This is a genomic window from Pseudomonas sp. UC 17F4 (assembly GCF_900101695.1).
Lineage (GTDB): Bacteria > Pseudomonadota > Gammaproteobacteria > Pseudomonadales > Pseudomonadaceae > Aquipseudomonas.
The window spans coordinates 1,284,219-1,301,938 of the sequence record NZ_FNKV01000001.1; the positions used below are offsets into that span (position 1 = coordinate 1,284,219).

The 17,720-nt window shown below is 56.6% G+C and carries 13 protein-coding genes, 6 tRNA genes and 3 rRNA genes; 20 read left to right on the forward strand and 2 right to left on the reverse strand.

The genetic code is table 11. The annotated features are described in order from the left end of the window. Positions 1-92: 92 nt before the first annotated feature. Both argC and erpA read left to right on the forward strand, forming a co-directional pair. A complete protein-coding gene (gene argC, locus BLR26_RS05835; RefSeq protein ID WP_093378999.1) occupies positions 93-1,127 on the forward strand; it encodes an N-acetyl-gamma-glutamyl-phosphate reductase in 1,035 nt (344 codons plus the stop codon). Between the two features lie 158 nt (positions 1,128-1,285). After that, positions 1,286-1,636, forward strand: a complete 351-nt coding sequence (gene erpA, locus BLR26_RS05840; RefSeq protein WP_010221479.1) for an iron-sulfur cluster insertion protein ErpA — start codon at positions 1,286-1,288, stop codon at positions 1,634-1,636. Positions 1,637-1,693: 57 nt separating this feature from the next. Here erpA and BLR26_RS05845 read toward each other — a convergent pair whose 3' ends face one another. Continuing rightward, positions 1,694-2,785, reverse strand: a complete 1,092-nt coding sequence (locus BLR26_RS05845) for an anhydro-N-acetylmuramic acid kinase (protein WP_045199345.1) — start codon at positions 2,783-2,785, stop codon at positions 1,694-1,696. A 3-nt stretch (positions 2,786-2,788) separates the two neighbouring features. Further along, positions 2,789-4,210, reverse strand: a complete 1,422-nt coding sequence (locus BLR26_RS05850) for a peptidoglycan DD-metalloendopeptidase family protein (RefSeq protein ID WP_045199347.1) — start codon at positions 4,208-4,210, stop codon at positions 2,789-2,791. Between the two features lie 210 nt (positions 4,211-4,420). Here BLR26_RS05850 and tyrS point away from each other — a divergent pair, with 210 nt between their 5' ends. From tyrS to rplA, 18 genes are all read left to right on the forward strand, one after another. Further along, the gene (gene tyrS, locus BLR26_RS05855) at positions 4,421-5,620 is read left to right on the forward strand and encodes a tyrosine--tRNA ligase (protein ID WP_045199348.1); all 1,200 of its coding nucleotides are present in this window, start codon (positions 4,421-4,423) and stop codon (positions 5,618-5,620) included. Between the two features lie 604 nt (positions 5,621-6,224). Next, positions 6,225-7,761, forward strand: a 16S ribosomal RNA gene (locus BLR26_RS05865). Between the two features lie 85 nt (positions 7,762-7,846). Further along, a tRNA-Ile gene (locus BLR26_RS05870) sits at positions 7,847-7,923 on the forward strand. A gap of 10 nt (positions 7,924-7,933) precedes the next feature. After that, positions 7,934-8,009, forward strand: a tRNA-Ala gene (locus BLR26_RS05875). 222 nt (positions 8,010-8,231) lie between these two features. After that, positions 8,232-11,121: ribosomal RNA gene (locus BLR26_RS05880) — 23S ribosomal RNA — on the forward strand. A 135-nt stretch (positions 11,122-11,256) separates the two neighbouring features. Beyond that, positions 11,257-11,372 (forward strand): 5S ribosomal RNA (rrf, locus tag BLR26_RS05885). The 16S, 23S and 5S rRNA genes sit together here with 2 tRNA genes alongside, the layout of an rRNA operon. Before the next feature lie 164 nt (positions 11,373-11,536). After that, a complete protein-coding gene (gene birA / locus BLR26_RS05890) occupies positions 11,537-12,496 on the forward strand; it encodes a bifunctional biotin--[acetyl-CoA-carboxylase] ligase/biotin operon repressor BirA (RefSeq protein WP_045202402.1) in 960 nt (319 codons plus the stop codon). Further along, positions 12,486-13,232 carry a pantothenate kinase gene (locus BLR26_RS05895; RefSeq protein ID WP_045202403.1) on the forward strand — a complete coding sequence of 249 codons (747 nt, stop codon included), beginning with the start codon at positions 12,486-12,488 and terminating at the stop codon, positions 13,230-13,232. The genes birA and BLR26_RS05895 overlap by 11 nt, the downstream gene beginning before the upstream one ends. Positions 13,233-13,239: 7 nt before the next feature. Continuing rightward, entirely contained in the window at positions 13,240-13,668 is a 429-nt protein-coding gene (locus BLR26_RS05900) for a hypothetical protein (protein WP_045202405.1), read from the forward strand. 152 nt (positions 13,669-13,820) lie between these two features. Further along, positions 13,821-13,904 (forward strand) — tRNA-Tyr (locus tag BLR26_RS05905). Between the two features lie 24 nt (positions 13,905-13,928). Beyond that, a tRNA-Gly gene (locus tag BLR26_RS05910) sits at positions 13,929-14,002 on the forward strand. Between the two features lie 26 nt (positions 14,003-14,028). Continuing rightward, a tRNA-Thr gene (locus BLR26_RS05915) sits at positions 14,029-14,104 on the forward strand. Positions 14,105-14,189: 85 nt separating this feature from the next. Next, positions 14,190-15,383 carry an elongation factor Tu gene (gene tuf, locus BLR26_RS05920; RefSeq protein WP_010220303.1) on the forward strand — a complete coding sequence of 398 codons (1,194 nt, stop codon included), beginning with the start codon at positions 14,190-14,192 and terminating at the stop codon, positions 15,381-15,383. A 53-nt stretch (positions 15,384-15,436) separates the two neighbouring features. Further along, positions 15,437-15,512: transfer RNA gene (locus BLR26_RS05925), tRNA-Trp, on the forward strand. 45 nt (positions 15,513-15,557) lie between these two features. Continuing rightward, entirely contained in the window at positions 15,558-15,926 is a 369-nt protein-coding gene (gene secE, locus BLR26_RS05930) for a preprotein translocase subunit SecE (RefSeq protein WP_045202238.1), read from the forward strand. Positions 15,927-15,935: 9 nt separating this feature from the next. Then, the gene (gene nusG, locus BLR26_RS05935) at positions 15,936-16,469 is read left to right on the forward strand and encodes a transcription termination/antitermination protein NusG (protein ID WP_010220294.1); all 534 of its coding nucleotides are present in this window, start codon (positions 15,936-15,938) and stop codon (positions 16,467-16,469) included. Positions 16,470-16,588: 119 nt separating this feature from the next. Further along, positions 16,589-17,020, forward strand: coding sequence for a 50S ribosomal protein L11 (rplK, locus tag BLR26_RS05940; RefSeq protein ID WP_010220295.1), 432 nt, complete (start codon positions 16,589-16,591; stop codon positions 17,018-17,020). Then, positions 17,020-17,715 carry a 50S ribosomal protein L1 gene (gene rplA, locus BLR26_RS05945; RefSeq protein WP_045202241.1) on the forward strand — a complete coding sequence of 232 codons (696 nt, stop codon included), beginning with the start codon at positions 17,020-17,022 and terminating at the stop codon, positions 17,713-17,715. The genes rplK and rplA overlap by 1 nt, the downstream gene beginning before the upstream one ends. Positions 17,716-17,720 lie beyond the last annotated feature (5 nt).

Below are 17,720 nucleotides of genomic sequence, written 5' to 3' on the forward strand. Positions count from 1 at the left end.
GCCCGGCGAGCCATCGCAACAGTTGTGGGCGTGTTTCAGCGCCCCTATTATCGTGGGCTTTCCTGATGGTTCGTTGATAAGGGGCACGCGTTATGGTCAAGGTCGGTATCGTTGGCGGCACGGGTTACACCGGGGTCGAGCTGCTGCGTCTGTTGGCACAGCATCCACAGGCCGAGGTGGCAGTGATCACCTCGCGTTCCGAAGCTGGTCTGGCGGTTGCCGATATGTACCCGAACCTGCGTGGCCACTACGACGGCCTGGCCTTCAGCGTACCGGACGTGAAGACCCTGGCCGCCTGCGACGTAGTGTTCTTTGCCACCCCGCACGGTGTCGCCCACGCCCTGGCCGGCGAGCTGCTGGCCGCGGGCACCAAGGTCATCGACCTGTCCGCCGACTTCCGCCTGCAGGACGCCGATGAGTGGGCCAAGTGGTACGGCCAGCCGCACGGCGCGCCCGAGCTGCTCAAGGACGCGGTCTACGGCCTGCCTGAAGTCAATCGCGAGCAAATTCGCCAGGCACGCCTGATCGCCGTACCGGGTTGCTACCCAACCGCTACCCAGCTTGGCTTCCTGCCGCTGCTCGAAGCCGGTATCGCCGACGCCTCGCGGCTGATCGCCGACTGCAAATCCGGGGTCAGCGGCGCCGGCCGTGGCGCGGCGGTGGGCTCGCTGTTCTGTGAGGCGGGCGAAAGCATGAAGGCATATGCGGTCAAGGGGCACCGTCACCTGCCGGAAATCACCCAGGGCCTGCGCCGGGCGGTGGGTGGTGATGTCGGACTGACCTTCGTGCCGCACCTGACCCCGATGATCCGCGGTATCCATTCGACCCTGTATGCAACCGTCGCCGATACCTCGGTCGATCTGCAGGCGCTGTTTGAAAAACGCTACGCCGATGAACCGTTCGTCGACGTAATGCCGGCCGGCAGCCACCCGGAAACCCGCAGCGTGCGCGGTGCCAACGTCTGCCGAATTGCCGTGCACCGTCCACAAGGCGGCGACCTGGTGGTGGTGTTGTCGGTGATCGACAACCTGGTCAAGGGCGCGTCGGGGCAGGCGGTACAGAACCTCAACATCCTCTTTGGCCTGGACGAGCGCATGGGGCTTTCCCACGCCGGTCTGCTTCCGTAAACGCCAGCTTTCAAGCTGCAAGTAAAAGGTGCATGCGATCCGCTTATAGCTTGCGGCGCACCTCTTGCAGCTTTTGTATTGTTGACCGCTTTTCTCGGAGAAGCGGATAATGCGCGTCATCACGCATTATGGCGGCATAGCGCCGGGAGATAGTCAGCATGAGCGTCGAATCCTTCACCCCTGTGGCATTGCAGTTCACTGAGGGTGCAGCGCACAAGGTGAAGACCCTGGTCGATGAAGAAGGCAATGATCGCCTGAAGTTGCGAGTTTTCGTGACCGGCGGCGGTTGCTCGGGTTTTCAGTACGGTTTCACTTTCGATGAAGACGTTGCCGAAGACGACACCATCGTCGAGCGCGAAGGCGTGGCTCTGGTTGTCGATCCGATGAGTTTCCAGTATCTGGCAGGAGCCGAGGTGGATTACCAGGAAGGCCTGGAAGGCTCGCGTTTCGTTATCAAGAACCCGAACGCCACCACGACCTGTGGTTGCGGCTCTTCGTTCTCGATCTGATCGCCAGGGCAGTACCGCAAACGCCGCGCTGATGCGCGGCGTTTTGCTGTCTGCGAGTTATGCCGGGTAGATCGCGCCCAGTACCCGCAGGCCACGGGCAGCGGTGACGCTGGGGCGGTTGGCGGGGATGCGCTGCAGGCAGCAGTGGGCCAGCCAGGCAAAGGCCATGGCCTCAACCCAGTCAGGGTCGATCCCGCAAGCGGCAGTGCTGCTGACCCGGGCATTGGGCAACAGGTCTGCCAGGCGCTGCATCAGCACGCTGTTGTGGGCGCCGCCGCCGCAGACCAGCAGTGCCTGGGTATCATCCTGTGCCGCTTGCAGCGAGCTGACGATGCTACGGGCGGTCAGTTCCAGCAGGGTGGCCTGCACGTCTTCATCCCGAAGGCTTGGCTGAGGGGCCAGGTGCTGATTGAGCCAAGGCAGGTTGAACACTTCGCGGCCGGTACTTTTCGGGCCGCTGCCTGCGAAGAACGGATCGCTCAGCAGCGAGGCGAGCAGGCCTGGGATAACCTGGCCGGTGCCCGCCCAGGCACCATTGGTGTCATAGCTGTGCCCTTGTTTCTGCTGAATCCAGGCATCGAGCAGCACGTTACCCGGCCCGCAGTCGAAGCCGCTGACTGGTTTGTCCTGTTCGATCAGGCTCAGATTGCTGAAGCCACCGACATTGAGCACCGCCAGGCGTTGGCCCTGATGGGCGAACAGGGCTTCGTGAAAGGCCGGTACCAGGGGAGCGCCCTGGCCGCCGGCGGCAACGTCACGGCGACGGAAGTCGCTGACCACGCTGATGCCGGTAAGCTCAGCCAGCAGCGCCGGGTTGCCGATCTGTACGGTAAAGCCGCGCGCCGGTTCGTGGCGGATGGTCTGGCCGTGGCTGCCGATGGCGCGAATGGCCTCGGGCGTGAGGTTGCGCGCGGCCAGCAGGTGCTGGATACCTTCGGCGGCAAGCTGCACCCAGCGGTTTTCGGCCAGGGCGGCGCGGGCAATCTCGTCCGGCCCGCTGGCGCACAGGGCCAGCAGGTCCTGGCGCAGGTCGGCGGGCATGGGGATGTAATGGGTGGCGAGCAGCGTGAGTTGCTGCTCCTGTTCGATCAAGGCGATGTCCAGGCCATCGAGGCTGGTCCCGGACATCACACCCAGATAGAGCGGCATTGCTTAACGCTTGCTCGAAGCAAGCAGGGTGGCCTTTTCCTGGTCCATGCGCGCGACCAGTGGCTGGCTTTGCTGCAGGAAACGCTGGCGCTCGGCCTTGGCGATCGGGTCAGCCATTGGCAACTTCTGCCCGAGCGGGTCGACGTGGACGCCGTTGACCTGGAACTCGTAGTGCAGGTGCGGGCCGGTAGACAGGCCGGTGGTGCCAATGTAGCCGATGATTTGCCCTTGCTTGACGGTGCCGCCGGTCTTCACGCCCTTGGCGAAGCCCTGCATGTGCCCGTACAGGGTCTGGTAGCGGTTACCGTGCTGGATGATCACGGTGTTGCCGTAGCCGCCGCGGCGGCCTGCCAGCAGCACTTTACCGTCACCGGCCGCCTTGATCGGTGTGCCGCGTGGTGCTGCGTAGTCGACACCTTTGTGCGCGCGGATCTTGTTCAGGATCGGGTGCTTGCGGCCAGCCGAGAAGCGCGAGCTGATGCGGGCGAAATCAACCGGAGTGCGGATGAAAGCCTTGCGCATACTGTTGCCGTCGGCGGTGTAGTAGTTGGTGTTGCCCTGCTTGTTGGTGTAGCGCACTGCGGTGAAACTCTTGCCGCGGTTGGTGAAGCGGGCAGAGAGGATATTGCCGGTACCGACGACCTTGCCGTTCATGACCTTCTGTTCATAGATCACGTCGAACTCGTCGCCCTGGCGGATATCCTGGGCGAAGTCGATGTCATACCCGAAGATGCGCGCCATATCCATGGTCAGGTTGTGATTCAGGCCGGCACGCTGGGCCGAGGCCGACAGCGAACTCTTGATCACGCCATGTACATAGGCCGAGCGCACCACGGGCTTGCTGATTTCACGGTTGAACGCGTAACCGTTTGCGCTCTTGGTCAGGCGAATGGTTTCCAGGTCGCTGAGCTTGCTGTGCAGGCTGGCCAGCTGGCCGTCCTTGTCCAGTTCGATCTGCAGTACCTGGCCATGCTTGAGCTGGCTGAACTGCTTGGCCTGCTTGTTACTGGCCAGCACTTCATGCACAGCGGTAGCCGGCAGGCCGACCTTGGCGAACAGGGTCGACAGGGTATCGCCGCGGCTTACGGTGACTTCGCGGTGGCTTGGGTCCTTGGCTGGCGCGGCTTCGGCAGCGGCGGGCGCAGGCTCGGTCTTGGCGGTTTCCTCGGTTGCTGCGGCGCTGTTGTCGATCTGCGCAAACGGCGAGGGGGCGGCGTCGGTGTTCTGGGTAAGTGGGGCGTCCTGTTCCTGCTTGAGTTGCTCTGCCGGGCTTTCCAGCTCCAGGTTCAGGGTGGTTTTCTTGGCTTCGACCTCGCTGGATGGGAACACCAGCAAGGCCAGGCTGAGTAAGGCGGCGATGCCGCTGGCGGCCAACAGGTGGCTCTTCGGATAAAGCGGGGGCGCTTTAGGCGGTTCGTTGGTCATAGATGAATTGACTTTGAAATAGATGAAGTGGAAAAGATGAATGACATGATGAAGATGAAATAACTGTATAAAATATAACCAAATCCCCTTCAGCGCAAGCGCGCAGACGTCATCAGTCGGCTTCGAGGTCACACTCGGGGCAAAAACTTGTATTTGATGGCTGATCTTGTATGGTTGGGTCCCTTTGAATCTGAGCCTTACGGGTCTGTTATGAAGTCGGTTGAAGAGCAGCTAGCGCTGATCAAGCGTGGAGCGGAAGAGGTACTGGTCGAGTCCGAGTTGGTCGAGAAGCTCAAGCGCGGGCAGCCGCTGCGGATCAAGGCGGGTTTTGACCCGACTGCGCCTGACCTGCACCTGGGGCATACCGTCCTGATCAACAAGCTGCGCCAGTTCCAGGACCTGGGTCACCAGGTGATCTTCCTGATTGGCGACTTCACCGGCATGATCGGTGACCCGAGCGGCAAGAGCGCTACCCGTCCGCCGCTGACCCGCGAGCAGGTACTGGATAACGCCGAGACCTATAAACAGCAGGTCTTCAAGATTCTCGACCCGGCCAAGACCGAAGTCGCGTTCAACTCCACCTGGATGGACAAGCTCACCCCGGCCGACTTCATTCGCCTGGCGTCGCAGTACACCGTGGCGCGCATGCTCGAGCGCGACGACTTCGACAAGCGCTACACCACCAACCAGCCGATCGCGATCCATGAGTTCCTCTATCCGCTGGTGCAGGGTTATGACTCGGTGGCACTCAAGTGCGACGTCGAGCTCGGCGGTACCGACCAGAAGTTCAACCTGCTGATGGGGCGCGAGCTGCAACGTGCTTACGGCCAGGAAGCACAGAACATCGTGACCATGCCGCTGCTCGAAGGGCTCGACGGCGTGAAGAAGATGTCCAAGTCCCTGGGCAATTATGTCGGCATCCAGGAAGCCCCCGGGGTGATGTACAGCAAGCTCGTGTCGATTCCTGACACCCTGATGTGGCGTTACTTCGAGCTGCTGAGCTTCCGTTCCATGGAAGAGATCGAGCAGTTGCGTGCCGATGTCGCCAATGGCGCAAACCCGCGTGACATCAAGATCAAGCTGGCGGAAGAGATCGTTGCCCGCTTCCATGGCGAGGAGGCTGCCGCCAATGCTCACCGCGCGGCAGGTAACCGTATGAAAGAGGGCGAGTTGCCGGAGGATCTGCCTGAGGTTGAGGTCTCTGCGGCTGAAGGCTTGCCGATCGCTGCCGTGTTGAACCGCGCGGGTCTGGTGAAGAACTCGGCGATGGCGCGGGATCTGCTCAATGGCGGCGCGGTAAAAGTCGACGGTGCTGTGGTTGATCGTGATTTCATGTTTGCACTTGGCGCGACCCATGTATGCCAGGCGGGCAAGAAGGCATTTGCCCGGGTTACCCTCAAGGCTGAGTAGGCGGTAGCGGCAAGCTATAAGCTGCAAGCTACAAGTTGAGCGCGGTGCCTCTGCTTTTACTTGCAGCTTGAAGCTTGCTACTTATAGCCAAAACGCCCCCGCTGAAACAAAGTTGAAATAAGTCCTTGACGCTCCCGCAGATCTCTCTATAATTCGCCCCACTTCCGGCGCAGTCGGAACTGAAAACTCCTTGAGTTTCAAAGAGTTAGCGGTTCCAGGGTCATCCGGAGGTGCTTCGATCGAAAGATCGGCAGCGGTGAAAAAGGCGGTTGACAGCGGTTTGAAACGCTGTAGAATTCGCCTCCCGCTACGAGAGATCGCAGCGAGTCAAGTGTTTGAAGTGAAACGAAAAACTTCAAAATAAACGCTTGACAGGCTCTGAGGAAAGCGTAGAATGCGCGCCTCGGTTGAGACGAAAAGCTCTTAACCAACCGCTCTTTAACAACTGAATCAAGCAATTCGTGTGGGTGCTTGTGAGTTCAGACTGATAGTCAAAAAGATTATCAGCATCACAAGTGGCTACACGAAAATCGAAAGATTTGAAAGTAAGTCATTTGAGATTGCTGAGCCAAGTTTAGGGTTTTCTCAAAACCCAAGCAGTATTGAACTGAAGAGTTTGATCATGGCTCAGATTGAACGCTGGCGGCAGGCCTAACACATGCAAGTCGAGCGGATGAGAAGAGCTTGCTCTTCGATTCAGCGGCGGACGGGTGAGTAATACCTAGGAATCTGCCTGGTAGTGGGGGACAACGTTTCGAAAGGAACGCTAATACCGCATACGTCCTACGGGAGAAAGCAGGGGACCTTCGGGCCTTGCGCTATCAGATGAGCCTAGGTCGGATTAGCTAGTTGGTGAGGTAATGGCTCACCAAGGCGACGATCCGTAACTGGTCTGAGAGGATGATCAGTCACACTGGAACTGAGACACGGTCCAGACTCCTACGGGAGGCAGCAGTGGGGAATATTGGACAATGGGCGAAAGCCTGATCCAGCCATGCCGCGTGTGTGAAGAAGGTCTTCGGATTGTAAAGCACTTTAAGTTGGGAGGAAGGGTACTTACATAATACGTGAGTATTTTGACGTTACCGACAGAATAAGCACCGGCTAACTCTGTGCCAGCAGCCGCGGTAATACAGAGGGTGCAAGCGTTAATCGGAATTACTGGGCGTAAAGCGCGCGTAGGTGGTTTGTTAAGTTGGATGTGAAATCCCCGGGCTCAACCTGGGAACTGCATCCAAAACTGGCAAGCTAGAGTAGGGCAGAGGGTGGTGGAATTTCCTGTGTAGCGGTGAAATGCGTAGATATAGGAAGGAACACCAGTGGCGAAGGCGACCACCTGGGCTCATACTGACACTGAGGTGCGAAAGCGTGGGGAGCAAACAGGATTAGATACCCTGGTAGTCCACGCCGTAAACGATGTCAACTAGCCGTTGGAATCCTTGAGATTTTAGTGGCGCAGCTAACGCATTAAGTTGACCGCCTGGGGAGTACGGCCGCAAGGTTAAAACTCAAATGAATTGACGGGGGCCCGCACAAGCGGTGGAGCATGTGGTTTAATTCGAAGCAACGCGAAGAACCTTACCAGGCCTTGACATGCAGAGAACTTTCCAGAGATGGATTGGTGCCTTCGGGAACTCTGACACAGGTGCTGCATGGCTGTCGTCAGCTCGTGTCGTGAGATGTTGGGTTAAGTCCCGTAACGAGCGCAACCCTTGTCCTTAGTTACCAGCACGTTATGGTGGGCACTCTAAGGAGACTGCCGGTGACAAACCGGAGGAAGGTGGGGATGACGTCAAGTCATCATGGCCCTTACGGCCTGGGCTACACACGTGCTACAATGGTCGGTACAGAGGGTTGCCAAGCCGCGAGGTGGAGCTAATCTCACAAAACCGATCGTAGTCCGGATCGCAGTCTGCAACTCGACTGCGTGAAGTCGGAATCGCTAGTAATCGCGAATCAGAATGTCGCGGTGAATACGTTCCCGGGCCTTGTACACACCGCCCGTCACACCATGGGAGTGGGTTGCACCAGAAGTAGCTAGTCTAACCTTCGGGAGGACGGTTACCACGGTGTGATTCATGACTGGGGTGAAGTCGTAACAAGGTAGCCGTAGGGGAACCTGCGGCTGGATCACCTCCTTAATCGACAGACATCAGCTGTCTTATGAGCTCCCACACGAATTGCTTGATTCATTGAAGAAGACGATATCGGTAACAGCTCTTAACTGGGTCTGTAGCTCAGTTGGTTAGAGCGCACCCCTGATAAGGGTGAGGTCGGCAGTTCGAATCTGCCCAGACCCACCAGTTTCTTGTTGGGGCCATAGCTCAGCTGGGAGAGCGCCTGCCTTGCACGCAGGAGGTCAGCGGTTCGATCCCGCTTGGCTCCACCACCCCTTGCTACCGTGTCAAAGCTTAGAAATGAATATTCGCCTCGAATATTGATTTCTGAACTTTTTCAGAATCGTTCTTTAAAAATTTGGGTATGTGATAGAAAGATAGACTGGACAGCACTTTCACTGGTGTGTGTTCAGGCTAAGGTAAAATTTGTGAGTAATTACAAGTTTTCGGCGAATGTTGTCTTCACAGTATAACCAGATTGCTTGGGGTTATATGGTCAAGTGAAGAAGCGCATACGGTGGATGCCTTGGCAGTCAGAGGCGATGAAAGACGTGGTAGCCTGCGATAAGCTTCGGGGAGTCGGCAAACAGACTTTGATCCGGAGATCTCTGAATGGGGGAACCCACTCAGCATAAGCTGAGTATCTTGTACTGAATACATAGGTGCAAGAGGCGAACCAGGGGAACTGAAACATCTAAGTACCCTGAGGAAAAGAAATCAACCGAGATTCCCTTAGTAGTGGCGAGCGAACGGGGACTAGCCCTTAAGTGGCTTTGAGATTAGCGGAACGCTCTGGAAAGTGCGGCCATAGTGGGTGATAGCCCTGTACGCGAAAATCTCTTAGTCATGAAATCGAGTAGGACGGAGCACGAGAAACTTTGTCTGAATATGGGGGGACCATCCTCCAAGGCTAAATACTACTGACTGACCGATAGTGAACCAGTACCGTGAGGGAAAGGCGAAAAGAACCCCGGAGAGGGGAGTGAAATAGATCCTGAAACCGTATGCGTACAAGCAGTGGGAGCCTACTTGTTAGGTGACTGCGTACCTTTTGTATAATGGGTCAGCGACTTATATTCAGTGGCGAGCTTAACCGAATAGGGGAGGCGTAGCGAAAGCGAGTCTTAATAGGGCGTTTAGTCGCTGGGTATAGACCCGAAACCGGGCGATCTATCCATGGGCAGGTTGAAGGTTAGGTAACACTGACTGGAGGACCGAACCGACTACCGTTGAAAAGTTAGCGGATGACCTGTGGATCGGAGTGAAAGGCTAATCAAGCTCGGAGATAGCTGGTTCTCCTCGAAAGCTATTTAGGTAGCGCCTCATGTATCACTGTAGGGGGTAGAGCACTGTTTCGGCTAGGGGGTCATCCCGACTTACCAAACCGATGCAAACTCCGAATACCTACAAGTGCCGAGCATGGGAGACACACGGCGGGTGCTAACGTCCGTCGTGAAAAGGGAAACAACCCAGACCGTCAGCTAAGGTCCCAAAGTTATGGTTAAGTGGGAAACGATGTGGGAAGGCTTAGACAGCTAGGAGGTTGGCTTAGAAGCAGCCACCCTTTAAAGAAAGCGTAATAGCTCACTAGTCGAGTCGGCCTGCGCGGAAGATGTAACGGGGCTCAAACCATACACCGAAGCTACGGGTATCACTTAGGTGATGCGGTAGAGGAGCGTTCTGTAAGCCTGTGAAGGTGAGTTGAGAAGCTTGCTGGAGGTATCAGAAGTGCGAATGCTGACATGAGTAACGACAATGGGAGTGAAAAACTCCCACGCCGAAAGACCAAGGTTTCCTGCGCAACGTTAATCGACGCAGGGTTAGTCGGTCCCTAAGGCGAGGCTGAAAAGCGTAGTCGATGGAAAACAGGTTAATATTCCTGTACTTCTGGTTATTGCGATGGAGGGACGGAGAAGGCTAGGCCAGCTTGGCGTTGGTTGTCCAAGTTTAAGGTGGTAGGCTGAGATCTTAGGTAAATCCGGGATCTTAAGGCCGAGAGCTGATGACGAGTTGCCATTAGGCGACGAAGTGGTTGATGCCATGCTTCCAAGAAAAGCTTCTAAGCTTCAGATAACCAGGAACCGTACCCCAAACCGACACAGGTGGTTGGGTAGAGAATACCAAGGCGCTTGAGAGAACTCGGGTGAAGGAACTAGGCAAAATGGCACCGTAACTTCGGGAGAAGGTGCGCCGGTGAGGGTGAAGGACTTGCTCCGTAAGCCCATGCCGGTCGAAGATACCAGGCCGCTGCGACTGTTTATTAAAAACACAGCACTCTGCAAACACGAAAGTGGACGTATAGGGTGTGACGCCTGCCCGGTGCCGGAAGGTTAATTGATGGGGTTAGCTAACGCGAAGCTCTTGATCGAAGCCCCGGTAAACGGCGGCCGTAACTATAACGGTCCTAAGGTAGCGAAATTCCTTGTCGGGTAAGTTCCGACCTGCACGAATGGCGTAACGATGGCGGCGCTGTCTCCACCCGAGACTCAGTGAAATTGAAATCGCTGTGAAGATGCAGTGTATCCGCGGCTAGACGGAAAGACCCCGTGAACCTTTACTATAGCTTTGCACTGGACTTTGAATTTGCTTGTGTAGGATAGGTGGGAGGCTTTGAAGCGTGGACGCCAGTTCGCGTGGAGCCATCCTTGAAATACCACCCTGGCAACTTTGAGGTTCTAACTCAGGTCCGTTATCCGGATCGAGGACAGTGTATGGTGGGTAGTTTGACTGGGGCGGTCTCCTCCTAAAGAGTAACGGAGGAGTACGAAGGTGCGCTCAGACCGGTCGGAAATCGGTCGTAGAGTATAAAGGCAAAAGCGCGCTTGACTGCGAGACAGACACGTCGAGCAGGTACGAAAGTAGGTCTTAGTGATCCGGTGGTTCTGTATGGAAGGGCCATCGCTCAACGGATAAAAGGTACTCCGGGGATAACAGGCTGATACCGCCCAAGAGTTCATATCGACGGCGGTGTTTGGCACCTCGATGTCGGCTCATCACATCCTGGGGCTGAAGCCGGTCCCAAGGGTATGGCTGTTCGCCATTTAAAGTGGTACGCGAGCTGGGTTTAGAACGTCGTGAGACAGTTCGGTCCCTATCTGCCGTGGACGTTTGAGATTTGAGAGGGGCTGCTCCTAGTACGAGAGGACCGGAGTGGACGAACCTCTGGTGTTCCGGTTGTCACGCCAGTGGCATTGCCGGGTAGCTATGTTCGGAAGAGATAACCGCTGAAAGCATCTAAGCGGGAAACTTGCCTCAAGATGAGATCTCACTGGAGCCTTGAGCTCCCTGAAGGGCCGTCGAAGACTACGACGTTGATAGGTTGGGTGTGTAAGCGCTGTGAGGCGTTGAGCTAACCAATACTAATTGCCCGTGAGGCTTGACCATATAACACCCAAGCAATTTGAGCGAAAGCCAGATTGCGGTGTTGTGAAGACTGCACAGCCGAAGATTTGTAACTCACAAACATCACATACCCGATTCGCTGGAGTGTCTGAACAAGACCTTCTGGCAACAGAATTTCTTGACGACCATAGAGCATTGGAACCACCTGATCCCATCCCGAACTCAGCAGTGAAACGATGCATCGCCGATGGTAGTGTGGGGTTTCCCCATGTGAGAGTAGGTCATCGTCAAGATTAAATCCCGAAACCCCTATCTGCATATGCAGGTAGGGGTTTTGTCTTTCTGGCTGTTTCCTCTGCGGGCGGTGACCACAGAGGGCCATTCCTACAGCTCAGTTTTCTATGCAATCCCCACCTGCATGGCTATCATGCCCTCCTCATTGTGAGTCGAGATTGGCATGCTGAAGTTGTTGAAGCTCCTCAAGGATGGCCGGTTCCATTCCGGGCAAGACCTGGGCGCAGCCTTGGGCGTCAGTCGCGCCGCTGTCTGGAAGCAATTACAGCTTCTTGAGGCTGAGCTGAACCTGCCCATTCATAAAGTCCGTGGCCGCGGCTACCAGTTGGCCACGCCGTTGTCGTTGCTGGAAGAATCGGCCATAGCCGAGCTTTCCCAGGGCGAACAATGGCCAGTATTGATATTCGAATCCATCGACTCGACCAATGCCCAGGCCCTGCGCTCAATCAGCGAAGGCCAGGCTGCGCCGTTCCTGGTGCTGGCTGAGCGTCAGGCGGCGGGGCGCGGCCGACGCGGTCGTCAGTGGGTCAGCCCATTCGCGGAAAACCTCTATTACAGCCTGGTGCTGCGTATTGAAGGCGGCATGCGCCAGCTGGAAGGTCTGAGCCTGGTGGTTGGCCTGGCGGTAATGCGTACGCTGCAGGCCTTTGGTGTTGCCGGCTCGGGACTGAAATGGCCGAATGATGTTCTGGTAAACAATCAGAAGATCGCCGGTATCCTCCTGGAACTGGTCGGAGATCCTGCGGACGTCTGTCACGTCGTGCTGGGGATTGGTATCAACGTCAACATGCAGGTCAACGAGCAGATCGATCAGTTGTGGACGTCAGTGCGTCGTGAGACAGGGGTGGCAGTCGATCGTAATAAACTGGTGGCTGCGCTCAGTCAGAACCTGCAGCAGGATCTGCAGCGCCATCGGCAATCCGGATTCGCCGCGTTCCAGGCCGAGTGGGAACAATCCCATCTGTGGCAGGGGGCTGCGGTGTCCTTGATTGCCGGAGTCAACCGGATTGACGGAATTGTTCTAGGCATTGACCGGCAAGGGGCGCTGCGCCTCGAGGTCGATGGTGTTGAAAAGAGCTTTAGCGGTGGTGAGCTCAGTTTGAGGTTGCGTGATGATTCTTGAGCTCGATTGTGGCAACAGCTTTATCAAGTGGCGAGTCATCAGCGCTACTGAGGGCGCCGTTGTTGCCGGCGGCATTGTGGACTCCGATCAGGCCCTGGTGGCTGCCGTCACGGCGCTCCCTGCAGCGCCCCGGCGCTGCCGCCTGGTCAGTGTCAGAAGTGAGGAGGAGACCGCTGGCCTTTCGGCGCTGCTCGCCCAGCATTTTGGCTTGAGCGTCGTGGTGGCTCAGCCTGCCAGGGAGGTCGCTGGCGTACGCAATGGCTACGAAGATTACCAGCGCCTCGGCCTGGATCGCTGGCTTGCGGTGCTGGGCGGCTTTCACTTGGCCCGTGGCGCGTGTCTGGTGATGGATTTCGGTACGGCGGCCAAGGCTGACTTCGTTTCGGCCGACGGCGAGCACCTGGGTGGCTTCATCTGCCCGGGCATGCCGTTGATGCGTAGCCAGCTGCGTACCCACACCCGACGCATCCGCTATGACGATGCCTCCGCTGAGCGCGCACTGTCGAGCCTTGCCCCTGGGCGTTCTACCGTCGAGGCGGTAGAGCGTGGCTGCGTGCACATGCTTCAGGGCTTTGTCCGCTCGCAGCTTGAGCATGCCCATGAGTTGTGGGGTGATGATTTCACTGTGTTGCTGACCGGGGGCGATGCGCTCCTGGTGCAAAAGGCCGCTCCACAGGCCCGGGTGGTTCCGGACCTGGTATTTGTTGGCCTGGCCATGGCTTGTCCCCTGGATTGAGGTGCCTATGCGTTGGTTGTTTCTGTTGTTGGTGGTGCTCAACGTCTTTTATTACGTCTGGCACCAGCAGGAAGCGCCGTTGAAGGCCAAGGAAGTGGCGCCGTTGTCGCTGTACAAGGGAAATCAGCAGGATATTCGTCTGCTGAGCGAGTCGAGCAAGGGTAAAACTGCGCCCGAGCGTGGCCAGGAGTGCCTCTATGTAGGTGGCTTGGTGGGCCAGGATCAGCTAAAAGCGCTGCGTCAGCGCTTGCTGACCCTGGATATCGCTGCTGCTCCAGTGACCGGCCGCCTGGGGGACAGCACGGGTTTGTGGTTGCAGATTGCGCCCCAGAGCCAGCGTTTGCTGGACCAAACCGTGCTCGGGACACTTTCCCATGATTTCAAAGACTTAAAACATAAAATAATGTTGTGCGAGGGTATTGCAACTGGCGAATAGCTTGATAGAATGGCGCCCGCTTCACAGGGAACACCACTGAGGTGGTAGAGCTGGAAGCGGTGTCAAAGCAGCTAAGTTTCAGATTTGATTGAAAAAATTTGAAAAAACGCTTGACACTTGATCGGTATCTGAATAGAATGCCGGCCAATTCTGGAGGGATTCCCGAGCGGTCAAAGGGGACGGACTGTAAATCCGTTGCGAGAGCTTCGAAGGTTCGAATCCTTCTCCCTCCACCAGTTTTAGCGAGAGCCGCAAGCTCCGCGGGTATAGTTTAGTGGTAGAACCTCAGCCTTCCAAGCTGATGATGCGGGTTCGATTCCCGCTACCCGCTCCAGGTTTGCTGTTGTTGCACAGTGTTACGCTCTTGTAGCTCAGTTGGTAGAGCACACCCTTGGTAAGGGTGAGGTCAGCGGTTCAAATCCGCTCAAGAGCTCCATATAACAAGGCAGATATGAAAATATCTGCCTTTGTTTTAATGGTCATATTGACTTGCTTGTTTCTTATTGCTGAGGATTGTCTCGATGGCTAAGGAAAAGTTCGATCGTAGTCTGCCGCACGTAAACGTCGGCACCATTGGTCACGTTGACCATGGCAAGACCACGCTGACTGCGGCACTGACCCGCGTCTGCTCCGAAGTTTTCGGTTCGGCCGTCGTTGAATTCGACAAGATCGACAGCGCTCCAGAAGAGAAAGCTCGCGGTATCACCATTAACACCGCACACGTCGAGTACAACTCGAACATTCGTCACTACGCTCACGTCGACTGCCCAGGTCACGCTGACTACGTGAAGAACATGATCACCGGTGCTGCCCAGATGGACGGCGCGATCCTGGTTTGCTCGGCCGCCGATGGTCCGATGCCACAAACCCGTGAGCACATCCTGCTGTCCCGTCAGGTTGGCGTTCCGTACATCGTGGTCTTCCTGAACAAGGCTGACCTGGTAGACGACGCTGAGCTGCTGGAACTGGTCGAGATGGAAGTTCGCGACCTGCTGTCCACCTATGACTTCCCAGGCGACGACACCCCGATCATCATCGGTTCGGCTCGTATGGCGCTGGAAGGCAAAGACGACAACGAAATGGGCACCACCGCTGTCAAGAAGCTGGTTGAGACTCTGGACAGCTACATCCCAGAGCCTGAGCGCGCTATCGACAAGCCGTTCCTGATGCCAATCGAAGACGTATTCTCGATCTCGGGTCGTGGTACTGTTGTTACCGGTCGTATCGAGCGTGGTATCGTCCGCGTTCAAGACGCCCTGGAAATCGTTGGTCTGCGTGACACCACCACCACCACCTGCACCGGTGTTGAGATGTTCCGCAAGCTGCTGGACGAAGGTCGTGCTGGCGAGAACTGCGGCGTGCTGCTGCGCGGCACCAAGCGTGACGACGTTGAGCGTGGCCAGGTTCTGGTCAAGCCAGGTTCGGTCAAGCCGCACACCAAGTTCACCGCAGAAGTTTACGTTCTGAGCAAAGAAGAAGGCGGTCGCCACACTCCGTTCTTCAAAGGCTACCGTCCACAGTTCTACTTCCGTACTACTGACGTGACTGGTAACTGCGAGCTGCCAGAAGGCGTTGAAATGGTAATGCCAGGTGACAACATTCAGATGACTGTTACCCTGATCAAAACCATCGCGATGGAAGACGGCCTGCGTTTCGCTATCCGTGAAGGCGGTCGTACCGTCGGCGCTGGCGTAGTAGCGAAGATTATCGAATAAGTAGTTGATTTCTCTCGATCAGGCCGGCATAATGGTCGGCCTGATAAGCTTTTAGGTCAGTAGCTCAATTGGCAGAGCGACGGTCTCCAAAACCGTAGGTTGGGGGTTCGATTCCCTCCTGACCTGCCAGATTCACCTCGTGTGTCTGGCTTTCTTTTCACAGGATCTTCCTAGATGACTCCCAAGGCTGAAGCCCAAGACTCTCGTTTTGATCTGCTCAAGTGGCTGGCTGTTGTCGCTTTGGTAGTCGTTGGTGTTGTGGGTAACCAGTATTACTCTGCTTCGCCGATTCTGTACCGCGTACTTGCACTGCTTGCCCTTGCTGCTGTAGCTGGCTTTGTTGCCCTGCAGACCGCCAAAGGCAAGTCGTTCTTTGCGCTGGCAAAGGAAGCTCGCACCGAGATTCGTAAAGTCGTATGGCCAACCCGCCAAGAAACCACGCAGACCACGCTCATCGTAGTGGCGGTTGTCCTGGTGATGGCGTTGCTGCTGTGGGGTCTCGACTCCCTGCTGGGTTGGTTGATTTCCTTGATTGTTGGCTAAGGGTGTCCCGTGGCTAAGCGTTGGTACGTTGTGCATGCTTACTCGGGTTACGAGAAGCATGTCATGCGCTCGCTGATCGAGCGCGTAAAGCTGGCTGGCATGGAAGATGGCTTCGGCGAAATTCTGGTCCCCACTGAAGAAGTGGTTGAGATGCGCAATGGCCAGAAGCGCAAAAGCGAGCGTAAGTTCTTCCCAGGTTATGTGCTGGTCCAAATGGACATGAACGAAGGGACTTGGCACTTGGTCAAGGACACCCCTCGCGTCATGGGCTTCATCGGTGGTACTGCAGACAAGCCTGCACCGATCACCGACAAGGAAGCCGAGGCCATTCTGCGTCGCGTTGCCGATGGCAGCGACAAGCCGAAGCCGAAGACTCTGTTCGAGCCGGGCGAAGTGGTCCGTGTTATCGATGGTCCGTTTGCTGATTTCAACGGTACCGTTGAAGAGGTTAACTACGAGAAGAGCCGGATCCAAGTGGCCGTGCTTATTTTCGGTCGCTCTACCCCGGTAGAGCTCGAGTTCAGCCAGGTCGAGAAGGTCTAGCCGAACAAAGCATCCCATACCCCGCAGCCCTATGTGCTGCGGGGTTTTGTCGTCACTGGGATAAAACGCAAGTCATCCGGGGAGCCATCTGGCGTTCGTACCCGATATTGGAGTAGCTCATGGCTAAGAAGATTCAGGCTTACATCAAGCTGCAAGTAAAGGCCGGCCAGGCCAACCCAAGCCCACCCGTTGGTCCAGCACTGGGTCAACACGGTGTGAACATCATGGAATTCTGCAAGGCCTTCAACGCCCGTACCCAGGGTCAAGAAGCCGGCCTGCCGACTCCTGTGATCATCACTGTTTACAGTGACCGCAGCTTCACCTTCGAAACCAAAAGCACCCCTGCTTCGGTTCTGCTGAAGAAAGCAGCTGGCCTGACCAGCGGTTCTGCACGTCCGAACACCGTTAAAGTCGGTACTGTGACCCGTGCTCAGCTGGAAGAGATCGCAAAAACCAAAAATGCTGATCTGACCGCTGCTGACATGGATGCGGCCGTGCGTACCATCGCCGGTTCCGCTCGCAGCATGGGCCTCAACGTGGAGGGTGTGTAATGGCTAAGCTGACCAAGCGCCAAAAGGCCATTGCTTCGAAAATCGAAGCAGGCAAAGTCTACAACTTCGAAGAAGCAGCAGTGCTGCTGGCCGAACTGTCCACCGTGAAGTTCAGCGAATCCTTCGACGTTGCTGTCAACCTCGGTGTTGACCCACGTAAATCCGACCAGGTCGTACGTAGCGCTACCGTGCTGCCACACGGCACTGGCAAGACCGTACGTGTAGCTGTCTTCACCCAGGGTCCTGCTGCCGAGGCCGCTCTGGCTGCCGGCGCTGACCGCGTTGGTATGGACGATCTGGCTGCCGAAATGAAAGGCGGCGACCTGAACTATGACGTCGTTATTGCTTCCCCGGACGCAATGCGTGTTGTAGGTCAGCTGGGTCAGGTTCTGGGTCCTCGCGGCCTGATGCCTAACCCGAAAGTCGGTACCGTAACTCCAGACGTAGCCACCGCGGTTAAAAACGCCAAGGCTGGTCAGGTTCGTTATCGCACCGACAAAAACGGCATCATCCACACCTCCGTTGGCAAAATCGGCTTTGAAGCTGGCAAGCTGAAGGAAAACGTTGAAGCCCTGATCGCTGATCTGAAGCGTATCAAGCCAGCTTCCTCGAAAGGTATCTACGTCAAGCGCGTTACCCTGAGCACCACCATGGGCCCAGGTCTGGTCATCGACCAGAGCTCGCTGAACGCGTAAGACAA

Coding starts and splice junctions, on each gene's coding strand:
- rplK (WP_010220295.1), top strand. CDS start 16,589: ATGGCTAAGAAGATTCAGGCTTACATCAAGCTGCAAGTAAAGGCCGGC.
- BLR26_RS05895 (WP_045202403.1), top strand. CDS start 12,486: ATGATTCTTGAGCTCGATTGTGGCAACAGCTTTATCAAGTGGCGAGTC.
- rplA (WP_045202241.1), top strand. CDS start 17,020: ATGGCTAAGCTGACCAAGCGCCAAAAGGCCATTGCTTCGAAAATCGAA.
- BLR26_RS05900 (WP_045202405.1), top strand. CDS start 13,240: ATGCGTTGGTTGTTTCTGTTGTTGGTGGTGCTCAACGTCTTTTATTAC.
- tyrS (WP_045199348.1), top strand. CDS start 4,421: ATGAAGTCGGTTGAAGAGCAGCTAGCGCTGATCAAGCGTGGAGCGGAA.
- tuf (WP_010220303.1), top strand. CDS start 14,190: ATGGCTAAGGAAAAGTTCGATCGTAGTCTGCCGCACGTAAACGTCGGC.
- BLR26_RS05845 (WP_045199345.1), bottom strand. CDS start 2,785: ATGCCGCTCTATCTGGGTGTGATGTCCGGGACCAGCCTCGATGGCCTG.
- erpA (WP_010221479.1), top strand. CDS start 1,286: ATGAGCGTCGAATCCTTCACCCCTGTGGCATTGCAGTTCACTGAGGGT.
- secE (WP_045202238.1), top strand. CDS start 15,558: ATGACTCCCAAGGCTGAAGCCCAAGACTCTCGTTTTGATCTGCTCAAG.
- argC (WP_093378999.1), top strand. CDS start 93: ATGGTCAAGGTCGGTATCGTTGGCGGCACGGGTTACACCGGGGTCGAG.
- BLR26_RS05850 (WP_045199347.1), bottom strand. CDS start 4,210: ATGACCAACGAACCGCCTAAAGCGCCCCCGCTTTATCCGAAGAGCCAC.
- birA (WP_045202402.1), top strand. CDS start 11,537: ATGCTGAAGTTGTTGAAGCTCCTCAAGGATGGCCGGTTCCATTCCGGG.